General features: G+C 65.0%; 19 protein-coding genes. 14 read left to right on the forward strand and 5 right to left on the reverse strand.

Going from position 1 to position 19,296, the window contains the following annotated elements; translation table 11 throughout:
- Nucleotides 1–80: 80 nt before the first annotated feature.
- The 3 genes from A5707_RS09520 (at nt 81) to A5707_RS09530 (ending at nt 3,255) form a co-directional block, all read left to right on the forward strand.
- A complete protein-coding gene (locus A5707_RS09520; RefSeq protein WP_065014246.1) occupies nt 81–740 on the forward strand; it encodes a fasciclin domain-containing protein in 660 nt (219 codons plus the stop codon).
- 131 nt (nt 741–871) lie between these two features.
- Nucleotides 872–2,605, forward strand: coding sequence for a cytochrome c biogenesis protein DipZ (locus A5707_RS09525; protein ID WP_065014247.1), 1,734 nt, complete (start codon nt 872–874; stop codon nt 2,603–2,605).
- Between the two features lie 71 nt (nt 2,606–2,676).
- Nucleotides 2,677–3,255 carry a fasciclin domain-containing protein gene (locus A5707_RS09530; protein ID WP_065014248.1) on the forward strand — a complete coding sequence of 193 codons (579 nt, stop codon included), beginning with the start codon at nt 2,677–2,679 and terminating at the stop codon, nt 3,253–3,255.
- 1 nt (nt 3,256) lies between these two features.
- Here A5707_RS09530 and A5707_RS09535 read toward each other — a convergent pair whose 3' ends face one another.
- Nucleotides 3,257–4,159, reverse strand: a complete 903-nt coding sequence (locus tag A5707_RS09535; RefSeq protein ID WP_065014249.1) for a crotonase/enoyl-CoA hydratase family protein — start codon at nt 4,157–4,159, stop codon at nt 3,257–3,259.
- A gap of 451 nt (nt 4,160–4,610) precedes the next feature.
- Here A5707_RS09535 and A5707_RS09540 point away from each other — a divergent pair, with 451 nt between their 5' ends.
- Nucleotides 4,611–5,924, forward strand: coding sequence for a sensor histidine kinase (locus A5707_RS09540; RefSeq protein ID WP_065014273.1), 1,314 nt, complete (start codon nt 4,611–4,613; stop codon nt 5,922–5,924).
- On the opposite strand, the gene A5707_RS09545 is transcribed toward A5707_RS09540, so the two are convergent.
- Both A5707_RS09545 and A5707_RS09550 read right to left on the reverse strand, forming a co-directional pair.
- Nucleotides 5,921–6,577, reverse strand: a complete 657-nt coding sequence (locus tag A5707_RS09545) for a DedA family protein (RefSeq protein WP_065014274.1) — start codon at nt 6,575–6,577, stop codon at nt 5,921–5,923. The genes A5707_RS09540 and A5707_RS09545 overlap by 4 nt on opposite strands.
- 43 nt (nt 6,578–6,620) lie before the next feature.
- Nucleotides 6,621–8,636, reverse strand: coding sequence for a prolyl oligopeptidase family serine peptidase (locus A5707_RS09550; RefSeq protein WP_065014250.1), 2,016 nt, complete (start codon nt 8,634–8,636; stop codon nt 6,621–6,623).
- A 124-nt stretch (nt 8,637–8,760) separates the two neighbouring features.
- Here A5707_RS09550 and A5707_RS09555 point away from each other — a divergent pair, with 124 nt between their 5' ends.
- Genes A5707_RS09555 through A5707_RS09580 form a run of 6 tightly spaced genes read left to right on the forward strand, consistent with a single transcriptional unit; the run spans nt 8,761 to nt 13,466 of the window.
- Nucleotides 8,761–10,284: an aldehyde dehydrogenase family protein gene (locus A5707_RS09555; RefSeq protein ID WP_065014251.1), complete on the forward strand. Its 1,524-nt coding sequence runs from the start codon at nt 8,761–8,763 to the stop codon at nt 10,282–10,284.
- Nucleotides 10,284–10,772 (forward strand): DUF779 domain-containing protein, encoded by a 489-nt coding sequence (locus A5707_RS09560; RefSeq protein ID WP_065014252.1) that lies wholly within the window; start codon nt 10,284–10,286, stop codon nt 10,770–10,772. Before A5707_RS09555 ends, A5707_RS09560 begins: the two co-directional genes overlap by 1 nt.
- A gap of 30 nt (nt 10,773–10,802) precedes the next feature.
- Nucleotides 10,803–11,084 carry a putative holin gene (locus A5707_RS09565; RefSeq protein ID WP_065014253.1) on the forward strand — a complete coding sequence of 94 codons (282 nt, stop codon included), beginning with the start codon at nt 10,803–10,805 and terminating at the stop codon, nt 11,082–11,084.
- Nucleotides 11,077–11,757: a hypothetical protein gene (locus A5707_RS09570; RefSeq protein WP_419866406.1), complete on the forward strand. Its 681-nt coding sequence runs from the start codon at nt 11,077–11,079 to the stop codon at nt 11,755–11,757. The genes A5707_RS09565 and A5707_RS09570 overlap by 8 nt, the downstream gene beginning before the upstream one ends.
- 34 nt (nt 11,758–11,791) lie before the next feature.
- A complete protein-coding gene (gene lpdA, locus A5707_RS09575) occupies nt 11,792–13,189 on the forward strand; it encodes a dihydrolipoyl dehydrogenase (RefSeq protein ID WP_065014255.1) in 1,398 nt (465 codons plus the stop codon).
- A 4-nt stretch (nt 13,190–13,193) separates the two neighbouring features.
- Nucleotides 13,194–13,466 carry a hypothetical protein gene (locus A5707_RS09580; protein ID WP_065014256.1) on the forward strand — a complete coding sequence of 91 codons (273 nt, stop codon included), beginning with the start codon at nt 13,194–13,196 and terminating at the stop codon, nt 13,464–13,466.
- Nucleotides 13,467–13,484: 18 nt separating this feature from the next.
- Here A5707_RS09580 and A5707_RS09585 read toward each other — a convergent pair whose 3' ends face one another.
- Nucleotides 13,485–14,030 (reverse strand): carboxymuconolactone decarboxylase family protein, encoded by a 546-nt coding sequence (locus tag A5707_RS09585; RefSeq protein ID WP_065014257.1) that lies wholly within the window; start codon nt 14,028–14,030, stop codon nt 13,485–13,487.
- Nucleotides 14,031–14,097: 67 nt separating this feature from the next.
- The gene (gene ramB / locus A5707_RS09590) at nt 14,098–15,513 is read right to left on the reverse strand and encodes an acetate metabolism transcriptional regulator RamB (protein WP_065014258.1); all 1,416 of its coding nucleotides are present in this window, start codon (nt 15,511–15,513) and stop codon (nt 14,098–14,100) included.
- A 123-nt stretch (nt 15,514–15,636) separates the two neighbouring features.
- On the opposite strand from ramB, the gene A5707_RS09595 reads away from it, so the two are divergent.
- The 4 genes from A5707_RS09595 to A5707_RS09610 form a co-directional block, all read left to right on the forward strand.
- Entirely contained in the window at nt 15,637–16,431 is a 795-nt protein-coding gene (locus tag A5707_RS09595; protein ID WP_065014259.1) for an acyl-[acyl-carrier-protein] thioesterase, read from the forward strand.
- A gap of 280 nt (nt 16,432–16,711) precedes the next feature.
- On the forward strand, nt 16,712–17,998 hold the full coding sequence (gene aceA, locus A5707_RS09600; RefSeq protein WP_065014260.1) for an isocitrate lyase: 1,287 nt from the start codon (nt 16,712–16,714) through the stop codon (nt 17,996–17,998).
- 79 nt (nt 17,999–18,077) lie between these two features.
- Nucleotides 18,078–18,929, forward strand: coding sequence for a 3-hydroxybutyryl-CoA dehydrogenase (locus A5707_RS09605; RefSeq protein ID WP_065014261.1), 852 nt, complete (start codon nt 18,078–18,080; stop codon nt 18,927–18,929).
- Nucleotides 18,930–19,060: 131 nt separating this feature from the next.
- A partial coding sequence (locus A5707_RS09610; RefSeq protein WP_197495296.1) for a class I SAM-dependent methyltransferase occupies nt 19,061–19,296 on the forward strand: 236 nt, incomplete at its 3' end.

Raw genomic sequence — 19,296 nt, forward strand, 5'->3', positions numbered from 1 at the left:
GTGATGGCCGTCACTCCGAATCAGAACTGTCCGACCCGTAAGCGGCGGCGCTGCCGCCTTGACGAAGGAGCCGAACCGGAATGAAGGACGTTGCGTCCAAGACACTCGCCATCGCTGTGGCAGCAATCGCTGTCCTGGGGTTCTCCGCGTGTGCCAACGACAAATCCGAGTCTGAGAAACAGACCACCATGACTCCGGTCACCAGTTCGGCGGCGAGCACCCCGAGTGCGATGGCGGATCCCGCAGCCGATCTGATCGGGTCTGGGTGTGCCGATTACGCGGCTTTGCACCCGACCGGACCGGCTTCGGTGGCCGGGATGGCGCAGGACCCGGTCGCGACGGCCGCGTCGAACAACCCGATGTTGAGCACGCTGACATCAGCGCTGTCGGGTCAGCTGAATCCCAACGTGAACCTGGTCGACACGCTCAACAACGGCCAGTACACGGTGTTCGCGCCGACGAACGCGGCATTCGACAAGCTGCCCGCCGCGACCATCGACGAGCTCAAGACCAACGCCGACAAGTTGACGAGCATCCTGACCTATCACGTGGTACAGGGTCAGCTCAGCCCGGCGAAGGTCGACGGCGCTCACAAGACCTTGCAGGGCGCTGAGGCCACGGCCACCGGCCAAGGCAACGACCTCAAGGTCAACGACGCGGGCCTGGTGTGCGGAGGGGTGCACACCGCCAACGCGACGGTGTACATGATCGACACGGTGCTGATGCCGCCCGGCCAGTGATGAACTAACACCGTTGCCAGGCAAGGCAGCTCGCACAGCGGGCTGCCTTGTCGTATTCAGCGGGCTTGTCAGGCAGCGAACTCGCCGGGTGAGAAAGCGATCCAACTCCGGCTTGGCTGCGAATACCGGACATGTTGACGCTTGCACTGATCGGGCTGGTCGGAGGTTTCGTGACCGGCATATCGCCGTGCATACTTCCCGTCCTGCCGGTGATCTTCTTCTCGGGCGCCCAGCGCAGCGGCGTCCCTGAGCCGGTGGGCTCCGGCGGCGGGGTTGCGGTTGCGGTCAAGCCAAAGCGCGTGTCTTTGCGGCCGTACTGGGTGATCGGCGGCCTGGTGTGCAGCTTCACCGCGGTCACTCTGGTCGGCTCGGCACTGCTGTCGCTGCTGCACCTGCCGCAGGACGCGATTCGCTGGGCCGCGCTGGTCGCGTTGGTGGTGATCGGGCTGGGCCTGATCTTCCCCCGGGTCGAGCAACTACTGGAACGGCCGTTCTCGCGCGTACCCCATATGCAGATCGCGCCCGGTGCAAACGGATTCGGTTTCGGGCTGGCGCTGGGGGTGCTCTATGTCCCGTGTGCCGGACCGGTTCTTGCCGCGATCGTCGTTGCCGGTGCCACCGCGTCGATCGGCTTGGATACCATCGTTCTCACCGCTACGTTCGCGGTGGGCGCCGCAACGCCCTTGTTGTTCTTCGCGCTGGCCGGTCAACGAGTGGTCGAGCGGGTCAGCGCATTTCGACGTCGCCAGCGCGAAATCCGCGTTGTGGCAGGCATCGTGACCATCCTGCTGGCGGTGGCGCTGGTGTTCAACCTCCCCGCAATGCTGCAGCGGGCGATCCCCGATTACACCGGCTCGCTGCAGAACCAGCTCGGCGGCGATGAACAGATTCGGGAAAGGCTTGGCGGCATCGTCACCGGCCAGAACAGGCAGCTGGACAATTGCACAAACGGCGCACCAGCGCTGCAGAACTGCGGCCCAGCGCCGGACATCAAAAACATTGCCGGGTGGCTGAATACAGCCGGCGATACTCCCATCGGGCTGTCCTCGCTGCGGGGCAGAGTGGTGCTCGTCGACTTCTGGGCGTATTCGTGCATCAACTGTCAACGCGCCATTCCGCACGTCCAGGGCTGGTATCAGACCTACCGGGACAAGGGGTTCGACGTGATCGGCGTACACACCCCCGAGTACGCGTTCGAAAAGGTCGCCGGCAATGTCAAAAAAGGCGCCGCCGATCTGGGCATCACGTACCCGATTGCACTGGACAACGGCTACTCCACCTGGACGAACTACCGCAACCGCTACTGGCCTGCCGAATATTTGATCGACGCCGGCGGCACTGTGCGGCACATCAAATTCGGCGAGGGCGACTACGGGGGCACCGAGAAACTGATCCGCCAGCTGCTCGCCGACGCCCACCCCGGTATCGCATTGCCCGCGCCGGTCGACGCGCCCGACACCACTCCGCCGCTCGGCCTGACTCCCGAGACGTATCTCGGAGTGGGCAAGGCGGTCAACTACGCCGGCGGTGGCGTCTACGACGAAGGCTCGGCGACATTCGCCTACCCGCCGACGCTGCCGAATGATTCCTTCGCTCTGCGGGGTTCGTGGGCGTTGGACTACCAGGGCGCGACGGCGCAGGGCGACGCTTCGGGCATCGAACTCAACTATTACGCCAAGAACGTCTACCTCGTGGTCGGCGGCACCGGTTCCGTCTCGGTGATCCGCGACGGCACATCGACCACCGTGCCGATCAGCGGACCGCCAACCTCGCATCAGCTCGTGGCGGGCAGCCAGGTGGCCCGCGGACAACTGGAAGTGCGTGCTAGCGCAGGACTACAGGTGTTTTCATTCACCTACGGCTAACCGACGATCCGCCGTGCCTACGGCTCCGAATACACAGTGACAGACCTGTCATAACAAAGGGAGCCCAAAGCATGAACAAGACGATTGCAGCAACTGGTTTCGCGGCGGCGGCCGCCGTCAGCCTGGCGGCGGTTACTGCCCCGACCGTGGCGGCGGCCGATCCGGTCGGCCCCGGATGCGCGGACTACGCGGCGCTGCATCCCGATGGTCCGGCATCGGTGCAGGGCATGTCGCAGGACCCAGTGGCGACAGCCGCGTCGAACAACCCAGAGCTCACGACTTTGACCGCAGCGGTATCGGGTCAACTCAATCCCAACGTCAACCTCGTCGACACGCTCAACAACGGTCAGTACACGGTGTTCGCGCCCACCGACGCCGCATTCAACAAGTTGCCGGCCTCCACCATCGACGAGCTGAAGACCAACTCCGGCATGTTGAAGAACATCCTGACCTACCACGTCGTGCAGGGCCAGCTGAGTCCGACGAAAGTTGTTGGCGCCCAGAAGACTCTGCAAGGCGACACCGTGAGTGTGACCGGTCAGGGCAACGATCTCAGATTCAACAACGCGGGTCTGGTCTGCGGTGGCGTACCCACCGCTAACGCGCAGGTGTACATGATCGACACCGTCCTGATGCCACCCAGCCAGTAGCTCACGGCGTGATGACGTGCGACGGGTCGGGCCGTAGGTCCGGCGGGGCCTGGCTGTAGTCGCCGAACGGCCCGTCGCGACGCTCGATGGCGGCGCGCACCCCGTCGGTGGCGGCGGTCTGGATGAACTCCAGCGCGTCGGGAGTGTTGCGCATCAGGCCGTCGAGGATGCCGCCGAGCGTCTGCGTCGACGCCAGACCCATGTTCTCGTAGGCCTGGTTGACAATGAGCTTCTGAGCTCGTAACTGCGACAACGGGATTCGCGCCAACTCAGCCGCGATTTCGGCGACGCGGGCCTCCAGCCGCTCGAACGGCACCGCCTCGTTGATCAGCTCGACCTCGGCGGCCTGCACACCGGTCAGCGGCCGGCCGGTCAGCGAATGCCACTTGACCTTGGCCAAACTGAGCCGATAAAGCCACATGCCGGTCAGGTATGCGCCCCACATCCGGCTGTACGGGGTGCCGATCACGGCGTCCTCACTGGCGATGACGAGGTCGGCGCACAGCGCGTAATCGCTGGCTCCGCCGACGCACCAGCCGTGCACCTGCGCGATCACCGGTTTGGACGCCCGCCAGATCGCCATGAATTTCTGGGTCGGCCCGGTTTCGCGGGCGCTGACCATCGCGAAATCCTTGCCCGGATCCCATCGGCCGTCGGTCATCATGGTTTCGCCCCAGTGTTGGAAGCCGCCACCGAAGTCGTAACCGCCGGAGAACGCCCGCCCGGCACCGCGCAACACGATCACTTTGATCTCCTGGTCGCGTTCGGCCAGGCCGACCGCGGCCTCGATCTCGTCGGGCATCGGCGGGACGATGGTGTTGAGTTGCTCGGGCCGGTTCAAGGTGATGGTGGCGACCGGACCGGCCGTCGTGTACAGCAGTGTTTGGAATTCAGGTGTGGGCATCGCTCAAGCGAAGTCGTTCCTAGAGTGCGTGTCCAGCGGGCCGCGCCGATGGCCGCTTGTTCAACGAGCGTGAAGTTGAGTTCACGCTCGAGCGCCAGAGTGAACCCAGCTTCACGCTCGGCGGACTTCGACTCTTACCACGCCCTTAAAAGTCATACTATTTCCTTAACTTTGCACTAGGTAGCTGAGCGTGAATCGGTTCGATGTGGCGATCGTCGGCTCTCGATGTGCGAGCTCCCCGCTGGCGACGCTGCTGGACCGGCATCGCCTGCTCGACGGAATTCTGGCAGCCGGTGCGGTGCCGCTCGATCGACTCACCTTGATCAACGACGACGTCCGAATCGACGCGACGGTCGATCGGCAGGTGGCTGGAGCGACGGTAACACTGTCGTCGGGCAAGATGTCCTGCGTGGAGCCGGACACTCGCTGGCATCGGCTGCAACGGCTGCTGATGCGAATGTTGTCGCTACGCACCATCGTCTTCATCGCCGCGCTCTCGGTGGTGATCCTGGTTTTGACCCTTGGCGCCTGGGTGTGGATCGGCGTGACCAACGATCAACACAACCAGCTGGACCGCCGACTGGACTCGGTAAGCAGCCTGGGCGACATCAGCACGCTGCTGAGCAACCCCGACGGCGACCAGCCGACGCCGAGCGGCGATCTGGTGCGCACCGCGCGCATCGGGCCCGCGACCGTATCGGTGCCCAGCGACATCGTGTTGCCAAAACTGGACAACGGCTATGCCGATACCACCATCAACGGCGTCGAATATCGGGTTCGCACGTTCACCGCCGGCCACGCCTCGATTGCGCTCGGCGCCCCGTTGGCCGAAGCTCAGAACCGAATCAACGAACTGCATCTGCGGGTTTTGTTGATCTGCGGCGGCGTCATCGTCGGCACGGTTCTCGTCGGCTGGGTGATCTCGCTGATCATGGTTAATCCGTTCCGGCTGCTGGCCCAGCAGGCGCGAGCCATCAACGCGCAGTCCAAACCCGACGAAGTCCAGGTCCGTGGCGTGCAGGAGGCGGTGGAAATCGCCGAGGCGGTCGAGGGAATGCTGGCCCGCATCGGCAACGAGCAGCAACGCACCAAAGCCGCCTTGGAATCCGCGCGTGACTTCGCCGCAGTGGCCTCCCATGAGCTGCGCACGCCGTTGACCGCCATGCGCACCAACTTGGAGGTGCTGTCGACCCTCGAGTTGCCCGCCGAGCAGCGCAAAGAAGTCGTCGGCGACGTCATCCGCACCCAAGGCAGGATCGAGGCGACATTGTCGGCGCTCGAACGGCTGGCCCAAAGTGAACTGACCACTGTCGACGATTTCGTCCCGTTCGACATCACCGAACTGCTGGATCGCGCCGCGCACGACGCGGTCCGGGTTTATCCCGACCTGGATGTGTCGCTGGTGCCCTCGCCGACTGTGCTGATGGTGGGGCTGCCGGTCGGGCTGCGGCTGGTGGTCGATAATGCGATCGCCAACGCGGTCAAGCACGGTGGCGCCACCGAAATCCTGCTCAGCGCAACCAGTTCCGCCTATGGCGTGGAACTTGCGATCGACGACAACGGCAGTGGTGTGCCCGAAGAAGAACGGGCCGCGGTCTTCGAACGGTTCTCCCGCGGGTCGACGGCGTCGCGGTCGGGTTCGGGCCTGGGGCTGGCGCTGGTTGCCCAGCAGGCCGAATTGCACGGCGGCAGCGCGGCGTTGGAGACCAGCTCGCTGGGCGGAGCGCGTCTGGTGCTGCGGCTGCCCGGAACGCACGACAACTAGGGCGGCCTGTTGTCGCAGTTGTCGGCGGCAGGGGAGCGGCGTCGCCGGCGTTTGATCAGCCACCGGATGGACACGGCGATCACGGCAGCGGCCAACGCCGCCAAAAAGTACTTTTCGTAGTGCTGGAATTCGGTGTAAATCGCGGTGATGTGGTCGCCGGCCACATAGCCGACGAGAACCCAGAGGCTGACCCACGCGATGGCGCCCAGCACGTTGTAGGCCAGAAAGCGCCACCAGCGCATGTGCGCCAGGCCGGCCACCACTCCGTTGGCCTGCCGCAGTCCATCGATGAACCGGGCGACCGGTACGACGACGTTGCCGTGTTTGGCGAAGAACCGCTCGGCCGTGGCGAGCCGGTCCTCAGTCAGGAATACGTAGCGACCGAAGCGCAGTACCAACGGCCGGCCGGCGAAATGACCGATGGCATAGCCGATGTTGTCACCGGCGACGGCAGCCACCAATCCCAACGCCAGCACGACGGCCAGGTTCAGCTGGCCGGCTCCGGCGTAGATGCCGGCGGCGATCAACACGGTTTGGCCGGGAGCCGGAATGCCGAAGCCCTCCACGCCGACCAGAGCCACTACTGCTGCATAGCCGTGACGGTCCAGGATGGGGGCCAGCGATTGCAGGATCCCGGGTAGCTGCGCAGACATCGACATAAGAGTGCCCGCAAAGCCGTGCTATTAGACGTCAACCTCAACGCGCCAGCATCCGCCACAGGAATGCGAAGCTCAGCGCGGACTTGAACGCGGTCTGGGCGTTGTCGGCCGCGCCGGCGTGGCCGCCCTCGATGTTTTCGTAGTACCAGACCCGGTGTCCGGCCGCTTCCAGCGCGGCGGTCATCTTGCGGGCATGCCCCGGATGCACCCGATCGTCGCGGGTCGACGTGGTGATCAGCACCGGCGGGTACTGCCGATCCGACGAAATATGGTGATACGGCGAGTATTTCGAGATGAACTCCCAGTCCGCGGGATCGTCGGGATCGCCGTATTCGGCCACCCAGGACGCCCCGGCCAGAAGTAGGTGGTAGCGCCGCATGTCTAGCAGCGGCACCTGGCACACCAGCGCGCCGAACAACTGCGGATATTGGGTCAACATGATCCCCATCAGCAGCCCGCCGTTGCTGCCGCCCTGCGCGCCCAGTTGCGGCACCGTGGTGATCCCGCGGTCCACCAGATCGGCTGCCACCGCCGCGAAATCCTCGGCCACCTTGTGCCGGCCTGCGCGCATCGCCTGGGTGTGCCAGCCCGGACCGTACTCGCCGCCGCCGCGGATGTTGGCCAGCACATAGGTGCCGCCGCGGGCCAGCCACAGCCGGCCCAGCACCCCGTCGTATCCGGGGGTGCGGGCCACTTCGAAACCGCCGTAGCCACCCAGCAGGGTGGGCCCCTTCGCCTCGGCGGGCCGCACCACGAAGTAGGGGATCGACGTGCCGTCCCGCGACGACACGAAATGCTGGGTGACAGTGAGGTTCTCGGCATCGAAAAAGGCCGGGGCGGACTTGATCTCACGCAGCGGTCCGTCGACGGGTCCGTGCAGCAACCGCGACGGGGTATCGAATCCGCTGGAGTCCAAAAAGATCTCGTCACCGATGTCGTCGGCCGCCGCGATCACGGTGTTGGTGTTGGCCGGCACGTCGGTGACCGGACGGCGCTCCCAACTGCCCGGAGTGGCGATTTCGACGCGACTGGCCACATCGGCCAGCGTGACGATCACCAGCCGATCACGCGTCCACGCGTAGTGGTGCAGGCTGGTGTGCTCGTCGGGCTCGAACACCACCCGCAACTGGGCTGTGCCCGCGAGAAATTCGTCGTAGTCGGCGGCCAGCAGCGAGCCCGCGACATACGAGGCGCTGCCGGTCAACCAGTCAGTGCGCAACTCGATCAACAGCCATTGCCGGTGCACCGACACCGTCGCGTCGGTGGGGGCGTCGATGCGGATCAACTCGCAACCATCCGGGGAGCCGCGCAGTTCGTAGACCTCGTCGTTGAAGAAGTCGATGGCGCGGTTGACGAAGGTGCGCTCGAAACCCGGTGTGCGGTCGGCTCCCGCCGACACGGTGACGTCTTCGCGTGATCCCTCGAAGACGGTCTCGGCAGCCGTCAGTGGCGTGCCGCGGCGCCATCGCTTGACGACCCGCGGATAGCCGGATTCGGTCAACGAGTCACCACCAAAGTCGGTGCCCACCAGCAGAATCTCCGGCTCAAGCCAGCTGACTTGCGACTTGGCTTCCGGCAACTCGAACCCGCCGGCAACGAATTCGCGTGCCGCCATGTCGAATTCACGAACGATCGCCGCGTCGGAGCCGCCGCGCGACAGTCCGACCAGGGCGCGGGTGTGGTCGGGTTCGATGACCTGCGCGCCGGCCCACACCCAGTTCTCGTCGTCGGCGCGGGCCAGTTCGTCGACATCGATCAGCACATCCCATTCGGGGGTGTCGCTGCGGTAACTGTCCAAGGTGGTGCGCCGCCACAGACCGCGGGGGTTGGCGGCGTCGCGCCAGAAGTTGTACAGGTATTCGCCGCGGCGCCGCACATAGGGGATGCGGGCATCGGTGTCGAGCACCTCGAGAGCCTCGGCGCGCATCTGCTCGAACTGCGCACCGGAAAACTCGTCGACGGTCGGTTCGTTGCGAGCGCGCACCCAGTCCAGCGCGTCGTCGCCGGCGATGTCCTCCAGCCACAGATAGGGGTCGTCCAACTCCTGAGGCATGTGCGCGGCTCCTCCTCATCGCGCTCGCGCTCTGCATCGTCGCCGCGCGAGCAAGGCATGGAAGTCATTGTGACCGCAGCGGTACTGTGAGCTGTGTAACACCGTGACACGAGGAGTTGATCCGATGACCGTCTACGCACGTCCGGGTTCTGCAGACGCGCTGATGAGCTTTGAATCCCGGTATGACAACTTCATCGGGGGCGAGTGGGTGGCGCCGGCGGCGGGCCGGTATTTCGAGAACCCGACGCCGGTGACCGGTCAGTCCTTCTGCGAGGTGCCCCGCTCCGACGAAACCGACATCGACAAGGCCCTCGACGCCGCGCACGGTGCCGCGCCGGCGTGGGGTAAGACCGCCCCTGCGCAGCGCGCCGCGATCCTGGCCAAGATCGCCGACCGCATCGACGCCCATCGAGAGGACCTGGCGCTGGCGGAAGCCTGGGACAACGGCAAACCCATCCGGGAGGCGCTCAGTGCCGATATCCCGTTGGCCGCCGACCATTTCCGGTACTTCGCCGCCGCGATTCGGGCGCAGGAAGGTTCGCTGTCGCAGATCGACGACGACACCGTCGCCTACCACTTCCACGAGCCACTGGGCGTGGTCGGACAGATCATTCCGTGGAACTTCCCGATCCTGATGGGCGCCTGGAAACTGGCGCCGGCGCTGGCCGCCGGCAACACCGTGGTGCTCAAACCGGCCGAGCAGACCCCGGCCTCCATCCTCTACCTGATGAGCCTGATCGGTGACCTGTTGCCGCCGGGAGTGGTCAACGTGGTCAACGGATTCGGCGCCGAGGCAGGCAAGCCGTTGGCGTCGAGCGACCGGATCGCCAAGATCGCGTTCACCGGGGAGACCACCACCGGGCGACTGATCATGCAATACGCCAGCCAGAACCTAATCCCGGTCACCCTGGAGCTCGGCGGCAAGAGCCCCAACGTCTTTTTCTCCGACGTGATGGCGGCCAACGACGACTTCCAGGACAAAGCGCTGGAGGGGTTCACCATGTTCGCCCTCAACCAGGGCGAGGTATGCACCTGCCCGTCGCGCAGCCTGGTCCAGGCCGACATCTACGACGAGTTCCTGGAGCTCGCGGCGATCCGCACCAAGGCGGTGCGGCAGGGCGACCCGCTGGACACCGAGACCATGCTGGGCTCGCAGGCGTCCAACGACCAGTTGGAAAAGATCTTGTCCTACATCGAGATCGGCAAGGACGAAGGCGCCAAAGTCGTCACCGGCGGCGAACGCGCCGAGCTGGGCGGTGACCTGTCGGGCGGCTACTACATGCAGCCGACGATCTTCTCCGGCCACAACAAGATGCGGATCTTCCAGGAAGAGATTTTCGGGCCGGTGGTTGCGGTCACGTCATTCACCGACTACGCCGACGCGATGGGCATTGCCAACGACACCCTCTACGGCCTGGGTGCCGGCGTGTGGAGCCGCGACGGCAACACCGCCTACCGCGCCGGCCGCGACATCAAAGCCGGCCGGGTGTGGGTCAACTGCTATCACGTGTATCCACCGCATGCGGCGTTCGGCGGTTACAAGCAATCCGGCTTCGGCCGGGAGTGTCACAAGATGGCCCTCGAGCATTACCAGCAGACCAAGAACCTGATGGTGTCCTACTCGGACAAGGCGCTCGGCTTCTTCTGATGACGGCCCGCGTGGTGATCACCGCAGCCGCCGCCGATTTGCTGGGCCAGCTGATCGAGCGGCACGGCGCGGTGATGTTCCACCAGTCCGGCGGCTGCTGCGACGGGTCGTCGCCGATGTGTTATCCCGACGGGGATTTCATCGTCGGCGACCGCGACGTGTTGTTGGGCCTGCTTGACGTGGGGGACGGAGTGCCGGTGTGGATCTCCGGCCCGCAGTTTCAGGCCTGGAAGCACACCCAGCTCGTCATCGACGTGGTGCGCGGCCGCGGCGGCGGGTTCAGCCTGGAAGCCCCCGAGGGAATGCGATTCCTGTCTCGGGGGCGTGCCTTCACCGACGCCGAAAACACCGAGCTGGCGGCCGCGGCGGTGCTCACCGGCGCCGACTACGCCCGCGGTCAGCGGCCGCCGGAGCGCAGCCCGGTGGTCGCCGAGGCCACTGACGCATGCTCAATACCGAGCGGACGCGCCGGACCGGTACCGCGGTAGCCACCAGCCACGGCAGTACCGTGGGAAGGCATGATCCCACTACCCCGTCCATGGCTGCTGACCAGCGCGATGCTGGTCGGCACCGCGCTCGGATTGGTGGCCGGTATCGCGGCGACGGTTGTGGTTCGGACACCGGTCCGGCCCGATGTCGTCATCGGTTTGGTGCTCGGGGTGCCCACCGTGATCGGACTGCCGATGATCCTGCTCTCCAGACGACGCTGGGTCACGGCAGTGGGCGCGTGCGCGTTGGCGCTGGCGCCCGGCTGGTTTGGTGCGCTCGTCGCAATTGAGGTGGTGATGGCTTCTGCCTGACCAAGACCCGGACGGCCGCGAATCGCTGCCGCAGACCGAACCGTACGTGCCGACCTTCGACACCGGCGCGCAACCTCAAGCCACCGAACCGCAGACGTCGGGTCGGCCGCGCCGACGGTGGCGACGAAAGCCCAAACCCGCCGCACCGGACCCCTCACCGGCGGAGCCCACGACACAGCTGCCGCCAGCCGGGCCGAGGACCGAGCTGGGCGCAGAGGACGCGCCGTCGATCGAGGCCATTCCGGTGCCGTCGACCGGCGCACCCGCCGCGCCGCCCGCCGAGGTCGCGTCGGAGCCGATTCCGCCCGCCGCACACTCCGTGACGGTGCCCGGCCGCTACTACTACCTGAAGTGGTGGCAGTTGGTCCTGGTGATCGCCGCGGTGTGGATCCCGGCAGCGGTGATCGGCGTGGCCTTGTTCTCCTGGTGGTACTCCCTGCCCGACAAAGCACCCGCGGTGTTCGTCGTGCTGATCTACGTCGTGGTGTGCACGGTCGTCGGGTTGATGATGGCGATGGTGCAGAGCAGACCGCTGGTTTCGGCGTTGGCGATTGCGGTGATGACGGCCGTGTTCGCCTCGGCTGCGGCCGCATCCCCGCTTTACGGTCACTACTACTGTCAGGTGCATCACCAACAGGGCGGCCACTGCCTGGCCGGGATCATCCCGTACTGACGGTCGATAGCCGGCGGCCCGTTAGTGTGGTGCCGTGACTTCTCACTATGACGTCGTCGTCCTCGGAGCCGGCCCCGGCGGTTACGTCGCCGCGATCCGCGCCGCCCAGCTGGGCCTGAACACCGCAATCGTCGAACCCAAATACTGGGGCGGAGTCTGCCTCAACGTCGGCTGCATCCCGTCCAAATCGTTGCTGCGCAACGCCGAACTCGCCCACATCTTCACCAAAGAGGCCAAGACCTTCGGGATCAGCGGCGAGGCCAGCTTCGACTACGGCATCGCCTACGACCGCAGCCGCAAGGTCGCCGAGGGCCGGGTCGCCGGTGTGCACTTCCTGATGAAGAAGAACAAGATCACCGAGATCCACGGCTACGGCAGGTTCACCGACGCCAACACGCTGTCGGTCGAACTCAACGACGGCGGAACCGAAGAGGTCACCTTCGACAACGCAATCATCGCCACCGGCAGCAGCACTCGGCTGGTACCCGGCACGTCGCTGAGCCAGAACGTCGTCACCTACGAAGAGCAGATCCTGTCCCGCGAGCTGCCGGCGTCGATCGTCATCGCCGGCGCCGGGGCCATCGGCATGGAGTTCGGCTACGTGTTGGCCAACTACGGCGTCGACGTCACCATCGTCGAATTCCTGCCGCGGGCCCTGCCCAACGAAGACGCGGATGTGTCCAAGGAGATCGAGAAGCAGTTCAAGAAGCTGGGTGTCAAGATGCGCACCGGCACCAAGGTGGAGTCGATCGCCGACGACGGATCACAGGTGACGGTCACGGTCAGCAAGGACGGCAACACAGAGGAACTCAAGGCCGATAAGGTGTTGCAGGCCATCGGCTTTGTACCCAATGTGGAGGGCTACGGCCTGGACGCGGCCGGGGTGGCGCTGACCGAGCGCGAAGCGATCGGCATCAACGACTACATGCGAACCTCGGTGTCGCATATCTATGCCATCGGTGACGTCACCGGACTGCTGCAACTGGCGCACGTCGCCGAGGCGCAAGGCGTTGTCGCTGCCGAAACCATCGCCGGCGCAGAAACTTTGGCGCTTGGCGACTATCGGATGTTGCCGCGCGCAACGTTCTGCCAACCGCAGGTGGCCAGCTTCGGGCTCACCGAGCAGCAGGCCCGCGACGAAGGGTATGACGTCAAGGTCGCCAAGTTCCCGTTCACCGCTAACGGCAAGGCACACGGGCTCGGCGATCCCAGCGGGTTCGTCAAACTGGTCGCCGACGGGAAATACGGCGAGCTGCTCGGCGGACACCTGATCGGCCACGACGTGTCGGAGTTGCTGCCCGAACTCACGTTGGCGCAGAAGTGGGATCTGACCGCAACTGAGTTGGCGCGCAACGTGCATACGCATCCGACGATGTCCGAGGCGCTGCAGGAATGCTTCCACGGCTTGACCGGGCACATGATCAACTTCTAGGACAGTGGGTACCGAGTCGGTGTGGGGTGTGGCTGGCGGCGCGGTCGTCGGCTACATCGCGTGGTTGGTGGCGATGTCGGTGGGCAACGCCGTCACCACGGTGAGCCGCTGGAGCCTGGCCGCGTTGGGACTCTCTGTGCTGCTGGCGATCTGGGCTGTGCTGTGGGGGCGACGGCAACGACGGCGGCGCAACTACCCGCTGGCCGCCTTTGTGTTCGGCTTACCGATTCTTCCGGTGGTGCTGTCCCTGGCGGTACTGGCCGCCACCTACCTGTGACGCGTCGCTAAGAGTGGCCTATTCCGGGTGGTCCAGCGGGATCGCCAGGGCCGACATCGTCGCGGCCAGGCCGTCGTATTGTGCTGCCAGCAAGCAGAATTCGATCAATTGGCGTCGATCGAGGTGAGCGGATAACTGCTGCCACACCTCGTCGCTGATCGTGCGGTTGACGATGAAATCGTCGGTGGCGCGCAGCAGCGCCTGCTGTCGATCGGTGAGGCCCTCGGATGCTTCGGGCCAGCCGAAGATGGCGTCCTGAGTTTGTGCGTCGAGCCCGCGTCGGCGTGCGATCGGACGGTGGTGCTGCAGCTCGTATTCGCATGCGCGTAGATGCGCGACTCGCAGGATCACCAACTCGGTGTCTACTGCGGGCAGCCGGCCACGTAGCAGGCGGGCCCCGTAAAACGCCCATGCCCAGAAGAGCAGCCGCCGCTGACCCAGGGTCGTGAACAGATGAAACTCCGGTGCCCGAACCGTGCGCGCGCCCAGCTTCGCCAACACCCAGTTGATCGGGCCCAATTCGCGGAACCGCCCCGACGGGATACGACCTACCTCGGTGCTCATGCGCCGCTCCTCGTCATCGCTTCGTCCCCAGCTTCGCGGGTGCCCACTGCATCGTCGCCGGCGCTGCTCATGGTTGCTTCACCAGATAGGGCGACACCGTGCTGCGGTGCTCGTCGAGGTCCAGTGCGCGGCCCAGCGCGGGGAACGCCCGCTGGGGGCAGTTGTCGCGCTCGCAAACCCGACAGCCCGCGCCGATCGGTGTGGCGACATCCCCCGACAAGTCGAGTCCTTCCGAGTAGACGAGCCGGTGGGCATGCCGCAGTTCGCAGCCCAGGCCGATCGCGAAGGTCTTACCGGGCTGACCATACCGTGCGGCGCGCCGCTCCACCGTGCGGGCCACCCACATGTAGTTGCGGCCATCGGGCATCTGAGCGATTTGCACCAAAATCTTGCCGGGATTGGCGAACGTCTCGTAGACATTCCACAGCGGACAGGTCCCGCCGCTGGACGAAAAGTGAAAGCCGGTGGCCGACTGGCGCTTTGACATGTTTCCGGCGCGGTCGACTCGCACGAAGGAGAACGGCACGCCACGCATCGACGGCCGCTGCAGGGTGGACAAGCGGTGCCCGATGGTCTCGTAGCTGACGCGGTAGAACGACGAGAGCCGCTCGATGTCGTAGCGGAAATTCTCGGCGCTGTCGTGAAACTGGCGGTAGGGCAGCACCGTAGCCGCGGCGAAGTAGTTGGCCAGGCCCAGCCGAGCCAGCTTGCGTGACTCCTCACTGGTGAACTTGCCGTCGGTGACCATGGTGTCGATGAGGTCGCCGAACTCCAGATACGCCAATTCGGCGGCCATCTTGAACACTCGCTGCCCGTACGACAGGTGGTTGCTGATATCCAACGTCTTGGCCTTCGGGTCATAGCGGTGCAGTACCGCCTCGCCCAGATCAATACGTCGGTTGATGTGCACACCGTGCACGTCGGTGAGCCGGTTGGCCAGCTCGACAGCCAGCTCCCCGCGGTGCATCCGCATCCGCACGGTGAGATCCTCTGCCGCGGCGTCTAACTCGTGCAGGTAGTTCTGGCGTTGGTAGAAGTAGTCACGCACCTCTTCGTGCGGCATGGTGATCGACCCACTGCCGCTGCCGTCGGAGAACCGTTCTTCGGTGGCCGCGGCCAGCTGCGCGGTGGTGATCCGGTAGCGGCGGTGCAGGTTGACCATCGCGCGGGCTAATCCCGGGTGGGCACCGACCATGTCGGCCAACTCGGGCAGGTCGACGTCGATGTCGAGGTCGCGGTCCAAGGTCACCTCGCGCAGCTCGGCCACCAGCCGGGTGTCGTCCTGGGAGGCGAAAAACGTGGCGTCGACCCCGAAGACCTCGGTGATGCGCAGCAACACCGCGACGGTCAGTGGCCGGACATCGTGCTCGATCTGGTTGAGGTAACTGGGCGAGATCTCCAGCATCTGGGCCAGGGCGGCCTGGCTGAACCCACGTTCGCTGCGCAACTGGCGAACACGCGAGCCGACGAACGTCTTAGACACCCGACCAGGCTACCGGTTTGTGAAGGCGAGGTTCGCAGACTTGGCAGTCCCGATCGGATTGGCGCGTTGCCGTGCTGGTTTGGCATGATTTGCTGAGGGTGGGGAGCGATCGGGGAGTAAATCGTGAGCCTGGACAAAACGCTGATGCCGGTGCCGGATGGGCACCCCGACGTGTTCGACCTCGAATGGCCGCTCCGTGTTGCCGACATCGACCGCGAGGGTCGGCTGCGCTTCGACGCCGCAGCCCGGCACATCCAGGACATCGGCCAGGACCACCTGCGGGAACTGGGCTTCGAAGAGACCCACCCGTTGTGGATAGTCCGGCGCACCATGGTGGACCTGATTCGCCCGGTGGAGTTCCAGGACATGCTGCGCATGCGCCGGTGGTGTTCGGGCACGTCCAATCGGTGGTGTGAGATGCGGGTCCGCATCGACGGCCGCAAGGGCGGGCTGATGGAATCCGAGGCCTTCTGGATCAACATCAACCGGGAAACCCAAGGCCCGGCGCGGATTGCCGACGATTTCATCGCGGGCTTGCGGCGCACGACCAGCGTCGACCGACTGCGGTGGAAGGCGTATCTGACCGCCGGGAACCGGGAGGACGCCGTGGAGATCCACGAGTATCCGGTCCGGGTCACCGACATCGACCTGTTCAACCACATGAACAACTCGGTGTACTGGGGTGTGATCGAGGACTACCTGTCGTCGCACCTGGACATGCTGAAGGCGCCGTTGCGGGTGGCCATCGAGCACGACGCCCCGGTCTCACTGGGCGACAAGCTGGAGATCATCTCGCACATCCATCCGCCGGGTTCCACCGAGAAATTCGGTACCGGCCTGGTGGATCGCACTGTTACAACGCTCACATACGCCGTCGGCGACGAGACCAAAGCCGTCGCCGCGCTCTTCGCGCTGTAACCACCCGCCGGGCCCGGCCTGTTCGGCAAACATGGGCATTGACCTGCGCAATCGTGTTACTGACCGGTAACCACTGAACCGGTTCAGAAAACTCCAACCTTCGCAAGGTTTGCAAATCCGTGGAAAGTCCTAGCCAAAGTTGGCAACTTAAACCGGTGGACCTGCGGAGCTAAGTTGTGCCATCTTCGATTTAGCAAACCAGTGAAGCCGCTGCGGAGTTAACAAGCCTGGAAACCACTCGGGTCTGTCGCGGCGGTGACGAACCTCAAGGAGCACCTCAATGTCGACCGTTGGCACGCCGAAGAGCGCCGAGCAAATCCAGCACGACTGGGACACCAACCCGCGGTGGAAGGACGTCACCCGCACCTACAGCGCCGAGGACGTGGTGGCGTTGCAGGGCCACGTCGTCGAGGAGAACACGCTGGCCCGCCGGGGCGCCGAGGTGCTCTGGGAGCAGCTGCACGACCTGGAGTACATCAACGCGCTGGGCGCGCTCACCGGCAACATGGCCGTCCAGCAGGTTCGCGCGGGCCTGAAGGCCATCTACCTGTCCGGTTGGCAGGTCGCCGGTGACGCGAACCTGTCCGGCCACACCTACCCCGACCAGAGCCTGTACCCGGCCAACTCGGTGCCGCAGGTGGTGCGCCGGATCAACAACGCGTTGCTGCGCGCCGACCAGATCGCCAAGGTCGAGGGCGACACGTCGGTGAAGAACTGGCTGGCGCCGATCGTCGCCGACGGCGAGGCCGGCTTCGGCGGCGCGCTCAACGTCTTCGAGCTGCAGAAGGCGATGATCGCTGCCGGTGTCGCGGGCTCGCACTGGGAGGACCAGCTGGCGTCGGAGAAGAAGTGCGGCCACCTCGGCGGCAAGGTGCTGATCCCGACTCAGCAGCACATCCGCACGCTGACCTCGGCCCGGCTGGCTGCCGACGTGTGCGACGTGCCCACCGTGGTCATCGCCCGCACCGACGCCGAGGCGGCGACGCTGATCACCTCCGACGTCGACGAGCGCGACCAGCCGTTCATCACCGGTGAGCGCACCCGCGAGGGCTTCTACCGCACCCGCAACGGCATCGACCCGTGCATCGCCCGGGCCAAGGCCTACGCGCCGTTCGCGGACCTGATCTGGATGGAGACCGGCACACCGGACCTCGAGCTGGCCCGCAAGTTCTCCGAGTCGGTCAAGGCGGAGTTCCCCGACCAGATGCTGGCCTACAACTGCTCGCCGTCGTTCAACTGGAAGAAGCACCTCGACGATGCGACCATCGCCAAGTTCCAAAAGGAGCTTGCCGCAATGGGATTCAAGTTCCAGTTCATCACGCTGGCCGGTTTCCACGCACTCAACTACTCGATGTTCGACCTGGCCTACGGCTATGCCCGCAACCAGATGAGCGCCTACGTCGAGTTGCAGGAGCGCGAGTTCGCCGCTGAGGAGCGGGGTTACACCGCGACCAAGCACCAGCGTGAGGTGGGCGCGGGTTACTTCGACCGCATCGCCACCACCGTCGACCCGACCTCGTCGACGACCGCGCTGACCGGTTCCACCGAAGAGGGCCAGTTCCACTGAGCTCTACGTCGAATGTGAAACTGTTGCGAGTTTTCCGCCGATTTCTCGCAACAGTTTCACGCTCGGCGCAAGGAGGAACATGATCGAACGAGTAGGTGTCGTCGGGGCCGGACAGATGGGCGCCGGGATCGCCGAGGTGTCAGCACGCGCAGGCGTCAGCGTGACGGTCTTCGAAACCACCGAAGCACTCGTCACCGCCGGGCGTAATCGCATTGCCAAGTCGCTGGATCGCGGCGTCAGCGCGGGCAAGATCACCGAACGCGAACGCGACGACGCCGCCGCTCTGCTGACTTTCACCACCGACCTGAAAGACATGGCCGACCGCCAACTCGTCATCGAAGCCGTCATCGAGGACGAGACCGTCAAGGCCGGCCTGTTCGCCGAACTCGACAACACGATCATCGATCCCGAGGCGGTGCTGGCGTCGAACACCTCCAGCATTCCGATCATGAAACTGGCCGCGGCGACGAAAAACCCGCAGCGGGTGCTCGGGTTGCACTTTTTCAACCCGGTGCCGGTGTTGCCGCTGGTCGAACTGGTCTGCACGCTGGTCACCGACGAAGCCGCCGCAGCCCGCACCGAGCAGTTCGCCAGGGAGGTATTGGGCAAGCAGGTGGTGCGTTGTTCGGACCGATCCGGGTTCGTGGTCAACGCGCTGCTGGTGCCCTACCTGCTGTCGGCAATCCGGATGGTCGAAGCCGGCTTCGCCAGCGTCGAAGACGTCGACAAGGCCGTCGTTGCCGGGCTCTCGCACCCCATGGGGCCGCTGCGGCTGTCCGACCTGGTTGGCCTGGACACGTGCAAGCTGATCGCCGACAAGATGTTCGAGGAGTTCAAGGAGCCGCAGTACGCCCCGCCGCCGCTGTTGTTGCGTATGGTCGAAGCGGGCCTGTTAGGCAAAAAATCCGGGCAGGGCTTCTACTCCTACTAGAGTGCGGCATTCCCAACTGACCTGAGTTGCGGTGCGCGCCACATCGTTCGGATGCGGTCGTATCACCTCTCACAGCTACGGTAAGGTGCTATCTCCAGAGGGGTCCAAAGCGCGATAGGTAACTGATGGAAATGACAAAACTAAGACCGTACTACGAAGAATCCCAAGCGATCTACGATCTTTCCAATGAGTTTTTCTCATTGTTTCTTGACCCCACGATGACGTACACCTGCGCATACTTCGAACGCGACGACATGACGCTCGAAGAGGCCCAGATCGCCAAGTTGGATCTGGCACTGGACAAGCTGAAGCTGGAGCCCGGGATGACACTGCTCGACGTCGGCTGCGGCTGGGGTTCGACCATGCG

The organism is Mycobacterium kyorinense, assembly GCF_001672775.1.
Taxonomy (GTDB): domain Bacteria; phylum Actinomycetota; class Actinomycetes; order Mycobacteriales; family Mycobacteriaceae; genus Mycobacterium; species Mycobacterium kyorinense_A.